The sequence below is a fragment of the Gammaproteobacteria bacterium genome (genome assembly GCA_016712635.1).
GTDB lineage: Bacteria > Pseudomonadota > Gammaproteobacteria > SZUA-140 > SZUA-140 > JADJWH01.
Genome location: JADJQS010000003.1, coordinates 1 through 14,309 on the forward strand (window position 1 = coordinate 1; position 14,309 = coordinate 14,309).

The window sequence follows — 14,309 nt, forward strand, 5'->3', positions numbered from 1 at the left end:
CGAGGCGCTGTTCGTACTTATGCGAGTTCGGGGAACTGCTCCGCGATGTCGTCGTCACCTGTAATCGGGGTCAAAGCCTGTCCCTTCAGCTCGTGTCCCGCGAGATTCAGCAGCAGGCGCGCCGACTGGGTGAGTCAGCATCGATCAGACAGGTCCACCCCGCTCTGGGTGGCGGCGTACATGACCACGCCCACGATTGCCCACTGCGCGGGAGTAACCGGCAGAGGGTGAACAGCAGGCGGTTGCTGCAGGGAAGGGTTCGTGTTTCCTTGTCGATGACGTAGCCGACGCCGCGGATGTCGCGGATCAGTTCTGGCCACAGCTTCCTGCGCAGGTGAGTGGATGTGGACCTCCACCGCGTTGCTGTCGACTTCGTCCTTCCACGAATACAGGTTCTGTTCGAGCTGGGCGCGCGATAATACCCTGCCGCGGTTTTCGAGCAGCTGCAGCAGAACGGCGAACCCGCGCGGCGCCAGCTCCACCGGCTGGCCGGCTCGGGGTGACCGCGCTGAGGCGGGGTCAAGGACGATATCACGGTGGCGGATCACCGGCTCGCTGCGCCCGCTGCGCCGGCGCAGCAGGGCGCGGATGCGGGCGGTCAGCTCATCCAGGCCGAAAGGCTTGACCAGGTAATCATCGGCCCCGCTGTCCAGTCCGGAGACCTTGTCTTCCACGGTGTCGCGTGGCGGTGAGCAGCAACACCGGCAGGCTGCTGCCGCCGCCGCAGCGTCCTAGCACTTCCAGGCCGGAACGCCTGGGCAGGCCGATATCGAGGATCCATGAGGTCGTAGGTAAGAGGGAAAAAACAAAAGATGGGGGATTCCAGGGGAGGGGGGGGGGGTTTTGGTTTTAGGGGGGGCGCCGGCGCCGAGGAACAGTTCCGGCTGAATGCCCGTCCTTGACCCAGTCCACGGCATAACCGCTCTGCTGCATTCGACCTGCAGGCCGTTGCCCAGCAACTCATCGTCTTCCACGAGGAGAAGCACGCAGGCGCCCCCTGATTACGCACAGCCACCGCAGCATAGCCCCGTGCGGACATCATTGTATATCTTCTATTTTGCGGGCCAGCGGCAGCAAGAGTCCCATGCCGCTGCATCGTACGGATCATTACACCAGAGCGTCCTTAAGCTCTGGCTTAATGGCCGGTGTGGGGCAGGAAGGGCGCGTCGCGCCGGCGGAGGGAACGGGCTCAGTGCGAGCCGTGGGCCTCGTCAGCGGAGGTCGCCGCACAGTACGCGACGCTCGCCGCGGACCTGGAAGCGATCGATATCGTGATGCAGGGCGTGGCGGTCGCGGCAGAGAGATAGGGGCGCGTCACCTGGACCCTTGTCCGGGCGTGAGATGGCGCGGCGGAAATAGTGCCGGCGCGACCAGTTCCCCCGGCGGCATCGCGCAGGGGCGCGAAGCGCGGATCGGATACCACCTGGGCGTGCGGCGAATTGATGTTGGCGCCGATCTGGCGGCCATCGCTGTCGAGGAGGAAGCAACGTTCGGCGCGCGGCAGCTCGAGGAAGCCCTTGCATGCGATCTCGAGCGGATGTGACGACTGGAGCAGCACGGAGGCATAACCCATGCCGTGGAGATAAGGCGCAATCTCGGTCCGATAGCCGGTGCGCTCCCTGGAGCGTCATGTCCCCGAACTGGCCGAAGAGCCGGCCGAACGCCGGCACCGGGTCACGGCCGCCTGCGGTGCGGGGCGCGCGAAATAGTAGCCCTGCACGAAATCGGCGCGTCGGCGTCCATCGCCACCATCGCCTCGTACTCGGTTTCAATGCCTTCCATCACCACCAGGGATCCCGACTCGTGCAGCAGCGACACCATGCCCGGCACGATGGAACGGATGCCGGGGTCGACGGCCGCCTGCATGACAATGGAGCGGTCAAGCTTCACGATATCCGGGCGCAGACGGCAGATGCGGTCGAAGTTGGAGTGGCCGGCGCCGAAATCGTCGATCGCGATCAGACAGCCGAGATCCCGGTAGTGGCGGACGGAATCCACCGGCGGCGTTTCATCGGCCAGGAGGCCTCGACGATCTCGATCACCACCCGCTCGGGCGGAAATCCCAGCTGTTCAAGCTTGGCCTGCAGGACCGATCCCGAGCGCTTCCCTTCGGCGATGACGCGCGGATTGATGTTGAGGAACAGCCAGGCGGCGGCCGGGTCCTGGCGGGCGAAGTTGTACAGATGGGTCGCGCGGCACAGGCGGTCGAGCAGTACGGTATCGGTATAACCGCGCGTGCTGCCGAACACTTCCTGGGGACTGCGCGGACGCCCGTCAGCATCGGTGGCGCGCATCAGCGCCTCGAACCCGATCACGCGCTGATGGGCCAGACTGAAAATCGGCTGGTAATGCGAGTCCAGCCTGAGCCCTTTGAACATCGCGTAGGTACACCCAGAACCCTGATACAGGGCGGAGTCCGTGGCTGCGTGCGCCTCCTCGCGGAAGTTGCCGTCCGTGGCTGTTTGCGTAGTATTGAGATTAGATATGCCAGCCCATGGCGCCGCCGCTATTCTTATTCCAGTTTAACGGCAGACCGGCAGGCGGCTTTAGAAGATAAGTGCTGAGTTCTTCGTGAGAATCCGGCTGCGGCGCACCAGGACGGCACCCTGCATGCGGACCCCGGCTGTCGCCCGCTCAGCCGCCCGCCGCGACTTCGCGATAAAACGCGGTCAGGCGCTGCACCGCGCCGGCGGCAGGGATCCTGCTGCCGCAGGCGCTCGATGCATTCGTGCGCCTGGCGCAGATATTGATCATTGCGTCCGTCGCGCTTCATCCTCAAAAGCATGACCTTGGCCGTATTCCAGCTGATGGTGCGATTCCCGGCAGGTCGCGTATCGCCTGCTGGAACAATTCAGCGGCCTCCTCCAGTCGCCCCTCCTCCGCCAGATGGACACCGTCGTTATTGAGCCGGACCACTTCGTCCCGCACCCGCGCGATGAGCCGTTCGCCCTCTTCCGCCATGCCGGCATCGCGGAATACTTCCCGACCACCTCCTGCAGCAGGCCCTCGTCCTCGTGCCGGTTGCCGATTGCACGCTGCATCTGCTCGACGGCGGCCGCGTGTTCACCGCGCGCGAGCAGCATGCGCGCCAGCTCCACCATGGCCTCGGGCGAGACGTTGTCATCCATGCCGGCATAGATTTTCATCGCTTCATCGCAGGAAGCCTGCGCACCGGCCTCCTCGCCCAACAGGCGGTGCACCAGCACTCGCCGCCGCCGCGCGCAGACGTGCCTCGGGATCGGTGCTGAAGTCGCGGCGCAGATCGCGCAGGACGCGCAGCGCGCCCCGGCGTCAGAACTGCATGAGGGCGCGCGCCTGCTTGATGTAACTGGACGCGGTGCGGTACACGGAGCGACTGCCCAGGGCGACCGCCGCGCCGAAGGCGCGCGCTGCGAGCCGGTAGTGTCCGTCGCGCAGCGAGCTCGCCGAGCGCCATCTGCCGGCGTATCGAGCGTGGCGAAAGTTCGAGGCGGTGCCCAGCGATTTCCGCGCCGCGTCGTGGTCACCGAGCAGGGTCCGCACCCTGGCCAGCCAGTCGTAGGCCTCGAGCTGGCGCGGATGCGCCACCAGCGTCCGTTCGAAGGCGACAGCCGCGCCCGTGTAGTCTTTCTGCAGAAAACGCACGCGGCCGCTGCCGAGTCCCGCCCAGACGGCCTTGCGGCGCGTGAACACCTGGGCGTATATCGCCTCCGCCTGCGGGAACTTCTCCAGCGCCACGAAGGCCTCTGCCTTGAGGCGCAGCAGCTCCAGCACCTCCGCGCAATCCGCTGTCATGCGCTTGTCGCACAGTGACAGCGCCTCCTCGTAACGCTGCTCTTCCAGTGCCACCTCGATCGCGCCGGTCTCCTCCCGGCGGCGCAGGAGGCGCTGCATGCGGGCGGAAAACTGCTCGCGCGTGAAAGGCAGGGAGAGATAATCGTCGGGATGGCATTCCAGCACCCCCATGACCACCTGCGCGGTATTCTCCGCAGTCACCATGACGAAGAGTGTGGACGCCTTGAGAACCCCCAGCGCGCCTCCTCCAGCAATTGCTGTCCGTCACGGCCGGCGCCCAGGTGGAAATCGCATAAAACAACGTCGTAGCCGACCTGCGCCATCATCCGAATGGCCTCGGCTGCGTATGCGGTCTCATCGATCTGTTCCGCACCGCTCTCCGCCAGCATTGTTTTCAACAGGCGGCGTGTATCGGCGGACTCATCGACGATCAGAAAGCGGGTGCGCGTGAAATCGCAGGATGTATCAACGGGCTTACTCATGACTAATTTACCGCGCAGGGCCAGCCCCGCAGGGGGCGAACACTTCCGCGCTCCAGACGGAAGTCCATGGTGTTAACGGACTATTATCTGATTAACTTTAAGGAATTCGCCCCCGGCCGGCTGACAATCACCCCGGAGTGTGCTATTAAGACGCGCGATGGATCTATTCTCTTTGATTTCCCCCTCGGAGTTGTCTGCGCTCGCCACGGTCATCATGACCGACGTGGTGCTCGCGGGCGACAACGCCATCGTGGTCGGCATGGCAGCGGCGGGGCTGCCCGCCGAACAGCGCCGGCGCGCGATCCTCTACGGCATCATCGCCGCCACCGTGCTGCGCATCCTGTTCGCCTTGGTTACCACCCAGCTGCTGCAGATCATCGGGCTCATGCTCGCCGGCGGCATCCTGCTTCTGTGGGTCGGCTGGAAGCTGTATCGCGAGCTGAGCACGCCCCGCGCACATGCGGAGGAGGAGGGCGAGGCGGTGCTGGAAGGCAAGGACGTCACGACGCGCAAACCCAAAACCTTCCGTGATGCCGTGACCCAGATCGTCGTCGCCGACATCTCCATGTCGCTCGACAATGTACTCGCCGTCGCCGGTGCCGCACACGAACACCCCTGGGTGCTGGTGTTCGGACTGGTGCTGTCGGTGGCCCTGATGGGGGTGGCTTCGACTGTCATGGCGCGGCTGCTCGTACGCCACCGCTGGATCGGCTATGTCGGCCTGATAGTTATCCTGTATATCGCGCTCACCATGATGTGGGACGGAGCCCATCAGGTCGCGCAGGCGGTTTAAGCCGGTCCGAGCGATGGTTCACCCGCGCCAAGCGCAGGTGGTCAGGAGCCGGCGGGATTGCACAGACAGGCCGTGGTATTCATCTTGTCCGCAAGGAATCGGTAACCCGCCGTTATAAGCCGCTTGATCAGCGTTTCATACTGCTCATTCGTCATGCAGGAGTTTTCGAAGTGGATGATGGCCGGCCGACACCGCCCCAGATCAAGCATCGACAACACCTCGTAATCGTAACCCTCGGTATCGACCTTCAAGACATCCGGCATCTTAGGCGACAGCGCGAGTAATTCACTGAGGGTGATACAGGAAACCTGTTGTTCGACAATTGCCTCCTCACCCAATCCGATGCGGCGGGCATGCCCCAGGACATGCCTCCGGTCAAAGCTGGCCACACCGTTGGTGCGGGCCCAATGGGGCAAGTCATTCCGCTCCTCGAGCAGTTGCGGATCCAAGCGGTACAGCGTCATCGCATCGGCATCCGAATGGATCGCCTTGTTAAGCAGGGTAATCCCGGGATAGGCGGCGAAGTTTTTTTGCAGAATGGCGAAAACGTCTGGCTGGGGCTCCACCATGAGACCGGAGGCGCCATGATTGCGTACATAGCGGATGAGGTCATCGGCCCTGCTGACACCGTCATTGGCGCCGATCTGTATGAAATGAAGCTTGCCGCCGTTGCGGAAGACTTCGTGCTGGATAAGAAAATCAAGATCCGCGGAAAAGAGCACATTCTCCCGCAAAATAACCGGCATCGTCCGCTCGATGCGATGCCCCTTGCCGGCAAGCAATTTGTTCAACAGTTCCCGGGCGTTCATATTACCTGATTCATATTGATGAGCTTTATCGCCTCTCACGCTGGTCGTTCAGTACGTAATAAATACCGCGCGCGACTACCAGTATCTTTTGCATAAAGAAGGACTACGAAGGCCAATTCGCAGTTAACAGACAAAGGCGCTCAGGGTTGCCGCGAATCCAGAAACAACAATTGTAACTGCCGTGCAATGTAATAAGTATTTCGTGTATATGGAGCTGGCGAGAGGAATTGAACCCCAGACCGGCTGATTACAAATCAGCTGCTCTACCGACTGAGCTACGCCAGCGTATTCGGATGAAGTTGCGCGGATTATAGCAAACCCCGGGCGGTTTCCGACCCGCGGGCGGAATTCCCTACTGACATGTGACCTCCTGCATGGGAATCTCAGGGAAATCGTTCCGCAGCTGATCCCACAGCGGGGCGGATTCAGCGGCCTCGAATTCAAATGCCAGGGTATAAGCCATCGTGTCACGCATGCGGTCTTCGATCAGCGGCGTTACGCCCCTGGCGAGGATCTCATTGCGGCGATCCTCCACCGTGTCCTTTCTTTTATAGACACCCAACGAGATGAAATAACGTTTGTCGGGCAGCGCTACGATAGCGATGTCTTCGAATCCCATCCGCTGCAATTCGCGGTAACGCGCACGCGCCCCGGCATAGGAGAGATATTCGGGTAAACGCACCCAGTAGCCATCTGCAACGCTTTGCACGGCCTCCCGGATGCTTGCCTGCCCACCTGCCTGCCGTACCGCCGCCTGCGCCCGTTCCATCGACGCGCGATCCGTGGAAGGTCCGAGTTCATAACATTGCCTGGTGACCGCAGGCGCGGCAGCGACTTGCCGGGGCAACTGCTCATCGTCAGGCTGCCCTTGGACCGCATCTATGTTCAGGCCGGACTCGGCAGGGTCATCCTGGACCATATCTGCCGCCGGTTCCGGCGTCGCGTTACTATCCTCGTCCGCCGCCGGCGCCAGGGCCATGACTTCAGCTGCGCCTGCAGATCCCGGTTCCGCCGACGCCGCGTCGGGACGCTCGCTCAACAGCATCAGCGGGGTTGTCCCCGGATCGGTGACCTGGAAATTTTGGAGTGCGGTGTCATGATCGTCGAAGCCGCGCGCCTGGTACTGCCAGGCAAAGAAGACGATATTGGCCATCAGCAGCACGATGAACAGGAGTCTCACGGACCAGCCTCCGCGACAATGGCCAGTCCCTGCAGTACCAGTTCCGGTTCAAAACGGAAGTCGGCGGACAACAGCGGACGTATGGTGTCCGCGTCGCCGCCGGTGAGGATGCAGGTCATCCCGCCTCCGACAGACTCATCAGCGTCCCTGACAATACGCTCGATCAAGGAGGCAGCCGCGTACAGGGTACCGCCCATCACGCCTCCGCGGGTATCCTGCGCCAGCAGCGGGACGTCCCGCGATGATATATCGCCCATCGCAGGCCCGATGCCCGCCGTCTTCTCGAGCAGCACGCGGCGCATGAGGACGAGGCCTGGCACTATGAGCCCGCCGAGGTGTTCGCCGTTCTTCTCCATCACGTCTATGGTGAGCGCCGTGCCGCAATCGACGACACAGACGGGACCCTTGACGAGCCGGCGCGCGGCGACGAGCGCGAGCCAGCGGTCAACCCCGAGGAGCTGCGGTTCCGGTATACCCGTTTGTGACTCCGAAACCTTTCGCCTGGGCGGAAACGAACTCGGCTTGCAACCCCCAGATCCGCTGCGTCCATGCGCCGAATGACGCCGCGAATTCCGCACCTGCGACATTTGCGATGAGCAGGCGTCGCGGCGGCGTCAGGGCGGCCCATGGCGCGGACAGGGGGTCGACACCATCAGCGCCGCCGTGCCGCAGAATGGCGCCTCCCGAGTGCAGCACCCCATTTTCAAGCACCGCCCATTTGATACGGGTGTTACCCGCGTCCACCAGCAGGATCATGCCATCGTACCAGCGCGCGTACCGGAGGACTCGCGCGATGAATCTGCATCGAGGGCACGCAGGCTGACATCCCCGGAATGATAGCGCTTGATGGCACTGCCTTCCTCGACAAGCAGCGCACCGCCGCCGTCGATACCGCGCGCTATGCCGAACTCCTCGCCGTGGATCGTGGTAATGGCCACCGCCCGGCCCAATACGATATCGTGGCGGCGCCACTCCTCGAGCAAGGCATCGGGACCCGCATCCTCGAACTCGCACAGCATTTCGATCAGTTTTCCGAGGAGCATGCCGGCTAGGCTGTTACGTGAGACATTGCGTCCGGTGATGGTGGCCAGATCGGTCCATGCCTGGTCAATGGTGCCGCCGAGCTGCCGCGGCATGTCGACGTTAACACCCACACCGATCACCACTCTGGAACTACCGCCGGCTTCTCCGCTCATCTCGATAAGGGCTCCGGCGCATTTCGCACCGCGCCAGAGCAGGTCGTTGGGCCACTTGAGGCCGATACCGACCACACCCATACCCTGTAGTGCGCGCAGCACGGCGACACCCACAGCGAGACTGAGACCCGAGAGCGCGTCCGGCCCGGAATTGAAGCGCCACAGCAGCGAGAGATACAGGTTGCGCGCATACGGCGACACCCACGCGCGGTTGTTGCGTCCGCGCCCGGCGGACTGGTCTCCGCCGAGGCATGCATAGGCGGAGGGAAGTCCGGATGCGCGACGGCGCAGTTCGCTGTTGGGGGAATCGATCTGCTGGAACAGTTCGATCCCGCCCAGGCGCGCGCGCGCCGCGTCGCTGAGCCCGGCGCGGATCTTCATCTCGGAAAGGAACTCAATGCCGCTGGCCAGTCGGTGCCCCTTGCCGGGGACGGAATGTATTTCGATGCCGCGCGCCTTGAGCACCCGCAGATGCTTCCATACCGCGGCGCGCGTGATTCCCAGCGCCTCTCCCAGTACCTCGCCGGAATGGAAATGGCCGTCGGCGAGGATGCTCAGTAATGCGGTCCCTTGCGGCATCGCGATAGTGTAGCAGCTCGCTATTGTACGCAGCGACCGTCAACACAGAGCGGTCATATGAACAGTTCAGTTAAATAAAAAAGCCGATTCCCATAGCAGGAACCGGCTTGTGCGGATGTGAGTTCTGCGCTCGGCGGCCGCAGGCAGCCAGGAAAGGCTTCAGCCTGCCAAGGCCATAGCGACAAAACCGCAGATCAATGTAATTACGGTTATACCTATGCAAAGCACGCCATCATCTGTTGCCGCATCTCTCTTGCTGGCCATGGTCACCTCCTTCATTAGTGTTGTTCCGTATTAACGCCGTCGCACCAGTGCACTGCCACTGCATCAATACCATAATCAACAAGGTATTTGGTCAATATAGCGCCATAAACCATAATATAATCAAGGGATAATGCAGGCCATCATGCGGATGCTTGGCCGGGTTCACGATGCGGCCGCATTGATATAACTGCATATATCAATGAGTCCTGCGGGAAGAATTTAAAGGCCGGGCGAGGACTTGCCGTTAGTGGCTGGGTGTATCAGAAGCGCGAGGGGGAAGGGGCTGATGCTGAGCTTTATTTGTCGCCATGCAAGCGATTTCGAACGCGTGCACGGTGAGAAACCGAACATGCTGTACCTCAATCGATTTCATTTCGAACATCTGCGTGACAATTTCACGGATCCCGAGGACATAGAGACGATGATGCGCCTGCTCGGCATGACCATCATGATCTCCGAGGACGCCATCAATCCGCGACTCGCGCGCATCGGGAGGCTGGTACCGCCGCTAGTCTCCGGAGCTGCGCGCGCGACACAGCAGCGGTCAAGGACCTGAACACACCTGAACCCGGGTACCCGGCCGAAGGCCGATACGGGACCTGATCGTCCCGCATCGGCGCATCGACTGTCCCGACTGTGTAAAACGACCCTAAGCTATTGAATGGGAACTGCCTGGGGGCGAACAGTCAGTGCCGCCCTAGACTGTTTACCCAACCAATACGTAGTTGGCGAATAACCCCAGCCCCAGGACGATGACACAGAGAGAGATCACAAGAAAAGCATCGTGATCACTTGCAGACTTGACGCGACTTGACATGCCTACCTCCACTTCAGTGGCTATCGTTGAGCTTGTATGTATTACCCCCACGTCAATCGTCTCGGACCGGTGCGACGGCGGAGAGAGCTGACCGTGATACCCTAGCAAAAATCTCGGGATTAAGGCAAGCCGCGGTGTGAGGATTCCGGTATCAGGGAACCGGATCGGGCGATATCTTGCGTTTTTCCTGGAAACTGGACACCGCGGCGCCGTCGCGCGTCATCCTGATTCCGCCCTGATGAATGGCCCCTTCGGCCATCGCCACCACCGGGCTGGTGATTGTGCCGGTGACACGGGCGGACGCACTCAATTCCAGCTTATCGCGGGCCACGATGTCACCGTTGACCTCGCCGGAGATGATGACCGTCGCGGCTGAGATGTTCCCACGCCAGCGTCCCTGCTCGCCCAGCACCAGCAAACCGTCGATTTCGCAATCGCCTTCGACGGATCCGTTGACGATACAGTTCTCGCTGCCGCGCATTGTCCCGGCCACGCTGGTCCCGGCTCCGATCAGGGTGGTGAACTGCCTGGCGCTGTCGAGCGCGCGGCGGCCCTTGCCGCCGGTGAACAACGATTGCATACCCCTGCGTCCCCCCAGTCCCCACCGGCCGGTTCAAGTGCCGGTTTACGTTGATAATCGAACCCGACCGCGCGCGATTATAACGCACTTAAAGAATCAATGAGTTAATTCCGATAACCCGGGTAGAAACCCTCTGGCACCCGGATATACGGACAGTGAAAAAACACTACTCGATTCTGAGCCTGCTGCTGATCCTGTGCTTGGGCAGGACGGCCGCCGCCGCCACGCCGCCCGATGTGGCCACGCCGACGCACGACATCCGTGTCTGATCGATGTCTCGGGCAGTATGAAGCAGAACGACCCCGCCAATCTGCGCAAGCCGGCTCTGCGCCTGCTGACCGGTCTGCTGCCATCCGGGACGCAGGCAGGTGTATGGACCTTCGCGCGCTACGTCAACATGCTGGTTCGCTTCGGCGAAGTGGACACGGCCTGGCGCGCCCAGGCCGTGGAGGCGGCGGAACGGATCAATTCGGCCGGACTGTTCACCGACATCGAGGCGGCCCTCATGACGGCGGCCTGGAACTGGACTGCCGATGCGCCCGGCGTGCGCCGCAGCATCATCCTGCTCACCGACGGGCTGGTGGACGTCTCCGAATTACCGGAGTCGGACCGCCTGTCACGCACACGCATAATCGACGAGATTCTGCCCCGCCTGCAAGACGCCGGAGTCGATATCTATACGATCGCCCTGTCGGACGGAACGGATCAGAATCTTCTCCAGCAGCTCGCTGCAGCCACCGGGGGCTGGTTCGGGCATGCCGAAAACGCCGATCAACTCGAGCGGATCTTCCTGCGCATGTTCGAAAAGGCGGCCAACCGCGATACACTGCCGCTGATCGACAACCAGGTCCTCGTCGATGACAGCATCGGGGAGCTCACCTTGCTCGTCTTCCGCAAGGACACTGCCCCGGCAACCACGCTGACCATGCCGGACGGCCTCACGTTCGGCTCGGCGCGCCTGCCGCCCAACGTGCGCTGGCACAGCGATGCGCGTTACGACCTGGTCACGGTGGAGAAGCCGGCGACGGGCGCCTGGCACGTCAACGCCGACACCGATCCCGACAACCGGTGATGGTGGTAAGCAACCTGCGTGTCGTCGCGACGCAACTCCCCAACCAGATCCTGGAAGGGGACGCGCTGGATTTCACTGATACGTTTCCACGGAACAGAACCAGGCCATCACCACCAAGGATTTCCGCACTTCCTCACGGTCAAGACGCTCGAGAGCTCTGCCGAGGGCGCCACGGCCGAACGGGCTGCTGCTCGATAACGGCCGTGACGGTGACATCGTCCACGGCGACGGGATCTTCGGCACAGCTGACTGCGTCCGGCGAGACCGGGGCGCATACCGTCGTCGTGGACGTCGACGGTACAACCTTCAGACGCCAGCACAGGCAGGACATCGAGGTGGTCGAGAGCCCGGTGATCGCGGACATCCGCACGGACGGAGAACGGAACCACCCTGTCCGTGATCCCGCGCGCAGGCATCATCGACCCCGAAACGCTGGAGGTCAGCGCCACGATCATTGATGACACTGGGCAGTCCGACACCCGGCGCCTGACGCGAACCAGTCCCGGCGAGTGGCGGCTGGGACTGGATGAGTTTCCTCCGGACACAGCGTATCGGGTGATTCTCGACATCGTTGCCGAGCGCCCGAACGGCAAACCGTTCAGCTATCAGAGCAAACGCTTTGCGCTTCGGGCATGCCGCAGGCGCTGCACGGAACCCCGGAGATCACCGAGGATGCTTCCGAGGCAGAACTGGTCGATATGAAGAGGACATCCTCCGAGGACGCAGAGGCCGAGGAGGCCATCGATTCGAGGGAGGAGCCGGAGCAGACCAGCTGGGCGCTGGTCATCACGGTTGTGATCCTGCTGAACGCGCTCCTGGGCGGCGGGATGTTCTGGTCTACCGGAAGCTCTTCGGGAACAGCGCGCAACCCGTCGCAGAGGAAGAAGCGGAGGATAACGACCGGTCCGCGGCGACTCCCGACGCGCCGGGCGCGGTGGCGACCCCCTTCGATGACTCCAAGCCGTCTGTAGTCACGCAGGTTGCGGAAGCGGCCGCCGCTGCGGAAACCAAGGCGGTCGCGGACGTCGCGCCCGTGCAAGAGGACGCCCCGGCGGAAGGCTGGATGTGGAGGCAGCGGCAGACACATCACCCGAACTGGTGATGGAAGGAGACGCGGCCTCTACCAAGGCGTCCGGAGAGATCGACGACCAGTTGAAGAATCTCAACGTGGATGACATCGACCTCGGTTTCGAGGAAAGGCCCGCAGCACCGGTTAGCGATTGACGGGTACTACTCGGAGGCGATCTGCCGCCCTCCGCTGTTTCTGGCCGTCTCGGCTAAAGCGCCGCCGCCTCCTCGGCGGGTAATCCGCCACCCCTTTGGTGAGGCCGCCATGCCCTTCTTTCCCTCCTGCCAGCCGGCGGGGCGTTTACCTCGCCATGTTTCTCGGTGAACTCGGAGGCATCGACCATACGCGACATCTCGTCGATATGCGGCCGACCGGCAGGTCGTTTACACCACACGGTGGCGCACGATGCCTTCCTTGTCGATCGGAAGGAACCACGCAGCGCGACGGCGTCGTTTACGAGCGTCTTAATCCCGGGCGTTACCCTTGGTGAGATCGGCAGCGAGGCAGATACCGCGTACGTTACCGATACCGCCCTTGTTGACCGGCGTGTTCTTCCCGCGCGAGATGGCTGAAATGCGAGTCTGCCGAACGATCACACGGACGTTGCGCTGGAACCTGTCGGGCGATGATCGAAGGCAATCAACTCGGACGGGCACACGAAGGAGAAATCAGTGGATAGAAAGAACGGCACCACATACTTACCGCGGTAGTGCGACAGCGGAAGCTTTCATTGAAACTGTTGTCCGGCATCACGGCGGTCGGCGGTGAAATCTGGGGCCGGCTTCGCCCCAATGCGGTCACCACATTTCTCATAAAGATATCTGCTGAAACGATAATCCGACATTTAAGTGACAACAATTCTCATTTAGTTTAACGATTTCCAGTAGGCTTGCGAAATTACCCGTTCGTTACCCCGAACATCATACTAAAGTGCCGTTCCAGATAAACCACTTCTGAAGCGGACATTTTCGGGACGCGTCCAGAAACGAGGGCATCGCAATCGCAGGTCCGGCGCTGAATCGGGACCAGAATCAGGCAATGCCGCAATCGCCGGGCGCGACCTCGCCGTCCTGTGGCATCCTGCACCCAGATGAAGGATCATGAATTCGTACCGCTGGTCACGATCCGACGCGGTACCGGCGTCTGGCTGGAGGATTTCGAAGGCCGGAGATACCTCGACGCCATCAAACTCACGGTGGGTCAATCTTTTCGGGCACGCCAATCCGCGCATCAGTGCCGCCGTCCGGACCAACTACCATCGCTCAAACGCAGCCAAATGCTAGCCAGCCGCCCATCTCCCTGCACTAGAACTGGCCCGACCGCCTGGTGGGGATCACTTCCGGTTTAGTACGCTGTTTCTTTGCGGACAATGGATCATCCGCCGTGGAAGTCGCCGCAAGACGAGCTTCCACCACTGGCGCAATCTCGGGCACCATAAGAAGACAAAATTCATCAATTTAGACAAATAGTTACCATGGTGAAACGCTGGGCGCACTGGCCGTGGGCGACGCCTTCTTACAAGAGATATACCGCCCGCTTTTTGATGCAGGCCATTTCGGTGCCTTCTCCCGATTGTTAATGGCGCGAAAACGGACAAAGCTGGAGCGATCATTCGGCGCACCGTTTTGAGGAGCGATGCGTAAACACTGGGCGCCACCATGATGAGAGTATGCGCGGTGATCGTCGAGCCGCTG

18 protein-coding genes, 1 tRNA gene and 2 pseudogenes are annotated in these 14,309 nt (G+C 61.9%); 6 read left to right on the forward strand and 15 right to left on the reverse strand.

Annotated features, from left to right (window positions below; translation table 11 throughout):
- Positions 1–106: 106 nt before the first annotated feature.
- From IPK65_06545 to IPK65_06575, 7 genes and pseudogenes are all read right to left on the reverse strand, one after another.
- Positions 107–777 (reverse strand): annotated as a pseudogene (locus tag IPK65_06545) (winged helix-turn-helix domain-containing protein).
- A gap of 412 nt (positions 778–1,189) precedes the next feature.
- Positions 1,190–1,573, reverse strand: coding sequence for a hypothetical protein (locus IPK65_06550; protein MBK8162803.1), 384 nt, complete (start codon positions 1,571–1,573; stop codon positions 1,190–1,192).
- A 101-nt stretch (positions 1,574–1,674) separates the two neighbouring features.
- Positions 1,675–1,998 (reverse strand): EAL domain-containing protein, encoded by a 324-nt coding sequence (locus tag IPK65_06555; GenBank protein ID MBK8162804.1) that lies wholly within the window; start codon positions 1,996–1,998, stop codon positions 1,675–1,677.
- Positions 1,959–2,378, reverse strand: coding sequence for an EAL domain-containing protein (locus IPK65_06560; GenBank protein ID MBK8162805.1), 420 nt, complete (start codon positions 2,376–2,378; stop codon positions 1,959–1,961). Before IPK65_06560 ends, IPK65_06555 begins: the two co-directional genes overlap by 40 nt.
- A 372-nt stretch (positions 2,379–2,750) precedes the next feature.
- Positions 2,751–3,200, reverse strand: a complete 450-nt coding sequence (locus IPK65_06565; GenBank protein MBK8162806.1) for a hypothetical protein — start codon at positions 3,198–3,200, stop codon at positions 2,751–2,753.
- Positions 3,201–3,291: 91 nt separating this feature from the next.
- Positions 3,292–3,978 carry a hypothetical protein gene (locus tag IPK65_06570; GenBank protein ID MBK8162807.1) on the reverse strand — a complete coding sequence of 229 codons (687 nt, stop codon included), beginning with the start codon at positions 3,976–3,978 and terminating at the stop codon, positions 3,292–3,294.
- Positions 3,972–4,256 carry a response regulator gene (locus tag IPK65_06575; GenBank protein ID MBK8162808.1) on the reverse strand — a complete coding sequence of 95 codons (285 nt, stop codon included), beginning with the start codon at positions 4,254–4,256 and terminating at the stop codon, positions 3,972–3,974. Before IPK65_06575 ends, IPK65_06570 begins: the two co-directional genes overlap by 7 nt.
- Positions 4,257–4,413: 157 nt before the next feature.
- Here IPK65_06575 and IPK65_06580 point away from each other — a divergent pair, with 157 nt between their 5' ends.
- Positions 4,414–5,049: a TerC family protein gene (locus IPK65_06580; GenBank protein ID MBK8162809.1), complete on the forward strand. Its 636-nt coding sequence runs from the start codon at positions 4,414–4,416 to the stop codon at positions 5,047–5,049.
- Positions 5,050–5,090: 41 nt separating this feature from the next.
- Here IPK65_06580 and IPK65_06585 read toward each other — a convergent pair whose 3' ends face one another.
- The 6 genes from IPK65_06585 to birA form a co-directional block, all read right to left on the reverse strand.
- On the reverse strand, positions 5,091–5,897 hold the full coding sequence (locus IPK65_06585; protein MBK8162810.1) for an FkbM family methyltransferase: 807 nt from the start codon (positions 5,895–5,897) through the stop codon (positions 5,091–5,093).
- Positions 5,898–6,067: 170 nt separating this feature from the next.
- A tRNA-Thr gene (locus tag IPK65_06590) sits at positions 6,068–6,143 on the reverse strand.
- 67 nt (positions 6,144–6,210) lie between these two features.
- On the reverse strand, positions 6,211–7,038 hold the full coding sequence (locus IPK65_06595) for a hypothetical protein (protein ID MBK8162811.1): 828 nt from the start codon (positions 7,036–7,038) through the stop codon (positions 6,211–6,213).
- On the reverse strand, positions 7,035–7,394 hold the full coding sequence (locus IPK65_06600; protein ID MBK8162812.1) for a type III pantothenate kinase: 360 nt from the start codon (positions 7,392–7,394) through the stop codon (positions 7,035–7,037). The genes IPK65_06595 and IPK65_06600 overlap by 4 nt, the downstream gene beginning before the upstream one ends.
- A gap of 88 nt (positions 7,395–7,482) precedes the next feature.
- On the reverse strand, positions 7,483–7,794 hold the full coding sequence (locus tag IPK65_06605; protein ID MBK8162813.1) for a type III pantothenate kinase: 312 nt from the start codon (positions 7,792–7,794) through the stop codon (positions 7,483–7,485).
- Positions 7,791–8,813 carry a bifunctional biotin--[acetyl-CoA-carboxylase] ligase/biotin operon repressor BirA gene (gene birA, locus IPK65_06610; GenBank protein MBK8162814.1) on the reverse strand — a complete coding sequence of 341 codons (1,023 nt, stop codon included), beginning with the start codon at positions 8,811–8,813 and terminating at the stop codon, positions 7,791–7,793. Before birA ends, IPK65_06605 begins: the two co-directional genes overlap by 4 nt.
- Positions 8,814–9,363: 550 nt before the next feature.
- Here birA and IPK65_06615 point away from each other — a divergent pair.
- A complete protein-coding gene (locus tag IPK65_06615; GenBank protein MBK8162815.1) occupies positions 9,364–9,633 on the forward strand; it encodes a hypothetical protein in 270 nt (89 codons plus the stop codon).
- A gap of 412 nt (positions 9,634–10,045) precedes the next feature.
- Here IPK65_06615 and IPK65_06620 read toward each other — a convergent pair whose 3' ends face one another.
- On the reverse strand, positions 10,046–10,474 hold the full coding sequence (locus IPK65_06620) for a polymer-forming cytoskeletal protein (GenBank protein MBK8162816.1): 429 nt from the start codon (positions 10,472–10,474) through the stop codon (positions 10,046–10,048).
- A gap of 286 nt (positions 10,475–10,760) precedes the next feature.
- On the opposite strand from IPK65_06620, the gene IPK65_06625 reads away from it, so the two are divergent.
- The 4 genes from IPK65_06625 (at position 10,761) to IPK65_06640 (ending at position 12,770) form a co-directional block, all read left to right on the forward strand.
- Positions 10,761–11,546 carry a VWA domain-containing protein gene (locus tag IPK65_06625; GenBank protein ID MBK8162817.1) on the forward strand — a complete coding sequence of 262 codons (786 nt, stop codon included), beginning with the start codon at positions 10,761–10,763 and terminating at the stop codon, positions 11,544–11,546.
- A gap of 203 nt (positions 11,547–11,749) precedes the next feature.
- On the forward strand, positions 11,750–12,004 hold the full coding sequence (locus IPK65_06630) for a hypothetical protein (GenBank protein ID MBK8162818.1): 255 nt from the start codon (positions 11,750–11,752) through the stop codon (positions 12,002–12,004).
- 174 nt (positions 12,005–12,178) lie between these two features.
- On the forward strand, positions 12,179–12,517 hold the full coding sequence (locus IPK65_06635) for a hypothetical protein (protein MBK8162819.1): 339 nt from the start codon (positions 12,179–12,181) through the stop codon (positions 12,515–12,517).
- A gap of 94 nt (positions 12,518–12,611) precedes the next feature.
- Positions 12,612–12,770 (forward strand): hypothetical protein, encoded by a 159-nt coding sequence (locus IPK65_06640; GenBank protein ID MBK8162820.1) that lies wholly within the window; start codon positions 12,612–12,614, stop codon positions 12,768–12,770.
- A gap of 6 nt (positions 12,771–12,776) precedes the next feature.
- On the opposite strand, the pseudogene IPK65_06645 reads toward IPK65_06640, so the two are convergent.
- A pseudogene (locus IPK65_06645) lies at positions 12,777–13,419 on the reverse strand (peroxiredoxin).
- Between the last annotated feature and the right edge of the window lie 890 nt (positions 13,420–14,309).

Coding starts and splice junctions, on each gene's coding strand:
- IPK65_06580 (MBK8162809.1), top strand. CDS start 4,414: ATGGATCTATTCTCTTTGATTTCCCCCTCGGAGTTGTCTGCGCTCGCC.
- IPK65_06615 (MBK8162815.1), top strand. CDS start 9,364: ATGCTGAGCTTTATTTGTCGCCATGCAAGCGATTTCGAACGCGTGCAC.
- IPK65_06570 (MBK8162807.1), bottom strand. CDS start 3,978: ATGGTGACTGCGGAGAATACCGCGCAGGTGGTCATGGGGGTGCTGGAA.
- IPK65_06550 (MBK8162803.1), bottom strand. CDS start 1,573: ATGGGTTATGCCTCCGTGCTGCTCCAGTCGTCACATCCGCTCGAGATC.
- IPK65_06575 (MBK8162808.1), bottom strand. CDS start 4,256: ATGAGTAAGCCCGTTGATACATCCTGCGATTTCACGCGCACCCGCTTT.
- IPK65_06635 (MBK8162819.1), top strand. CDS start 12,179: ATGCCGCAGGCGCTGCACGGAACCCCGGAGATCACCGAGGATGCTTCC.
- IPK65_06605 (MBK8162813.1), bottom strand. CDS start 7,794: ATGATCCTGCTGGTGGACGCGGGTAACACCCGTATCAAATGGGCGGTG.
- IPK65_06600 (MBK8162812.1), bottom strand. CDS start 7,394: ATGGAGAAGAACGGCGAACACCTCGGCGGGCTCATAGTGCCAGGCCTC.
- birA (MBK8162814.1), bottom strand. CDS start 8,813: ATGCCGCAAGGGACCGCATTACTGAGCATCCTCGCCGACGGCCATTTC.
- IPK65_06620 (MBK8162816.1), bottom strand. CDS start 10,474: ATGCAATCGTTGTTCACCGGCGGCAAGGGCCGCCGCGCGCTCGACAGC.
- IPK65_06560 (MBK8162805.1), bottom strand. CDS start 2,378: ATGTTCAAAGGGCTCAGGCTGGACTCGCATTACCAGCCGATTTTCAGT.
- IPK65_06625 (MBK8162817.1), top strand. CDS start 10,761: ATGAAGCAGAACGACCCCGCCAATCTGCGCAAGCCGGCTCTGCGCCTG.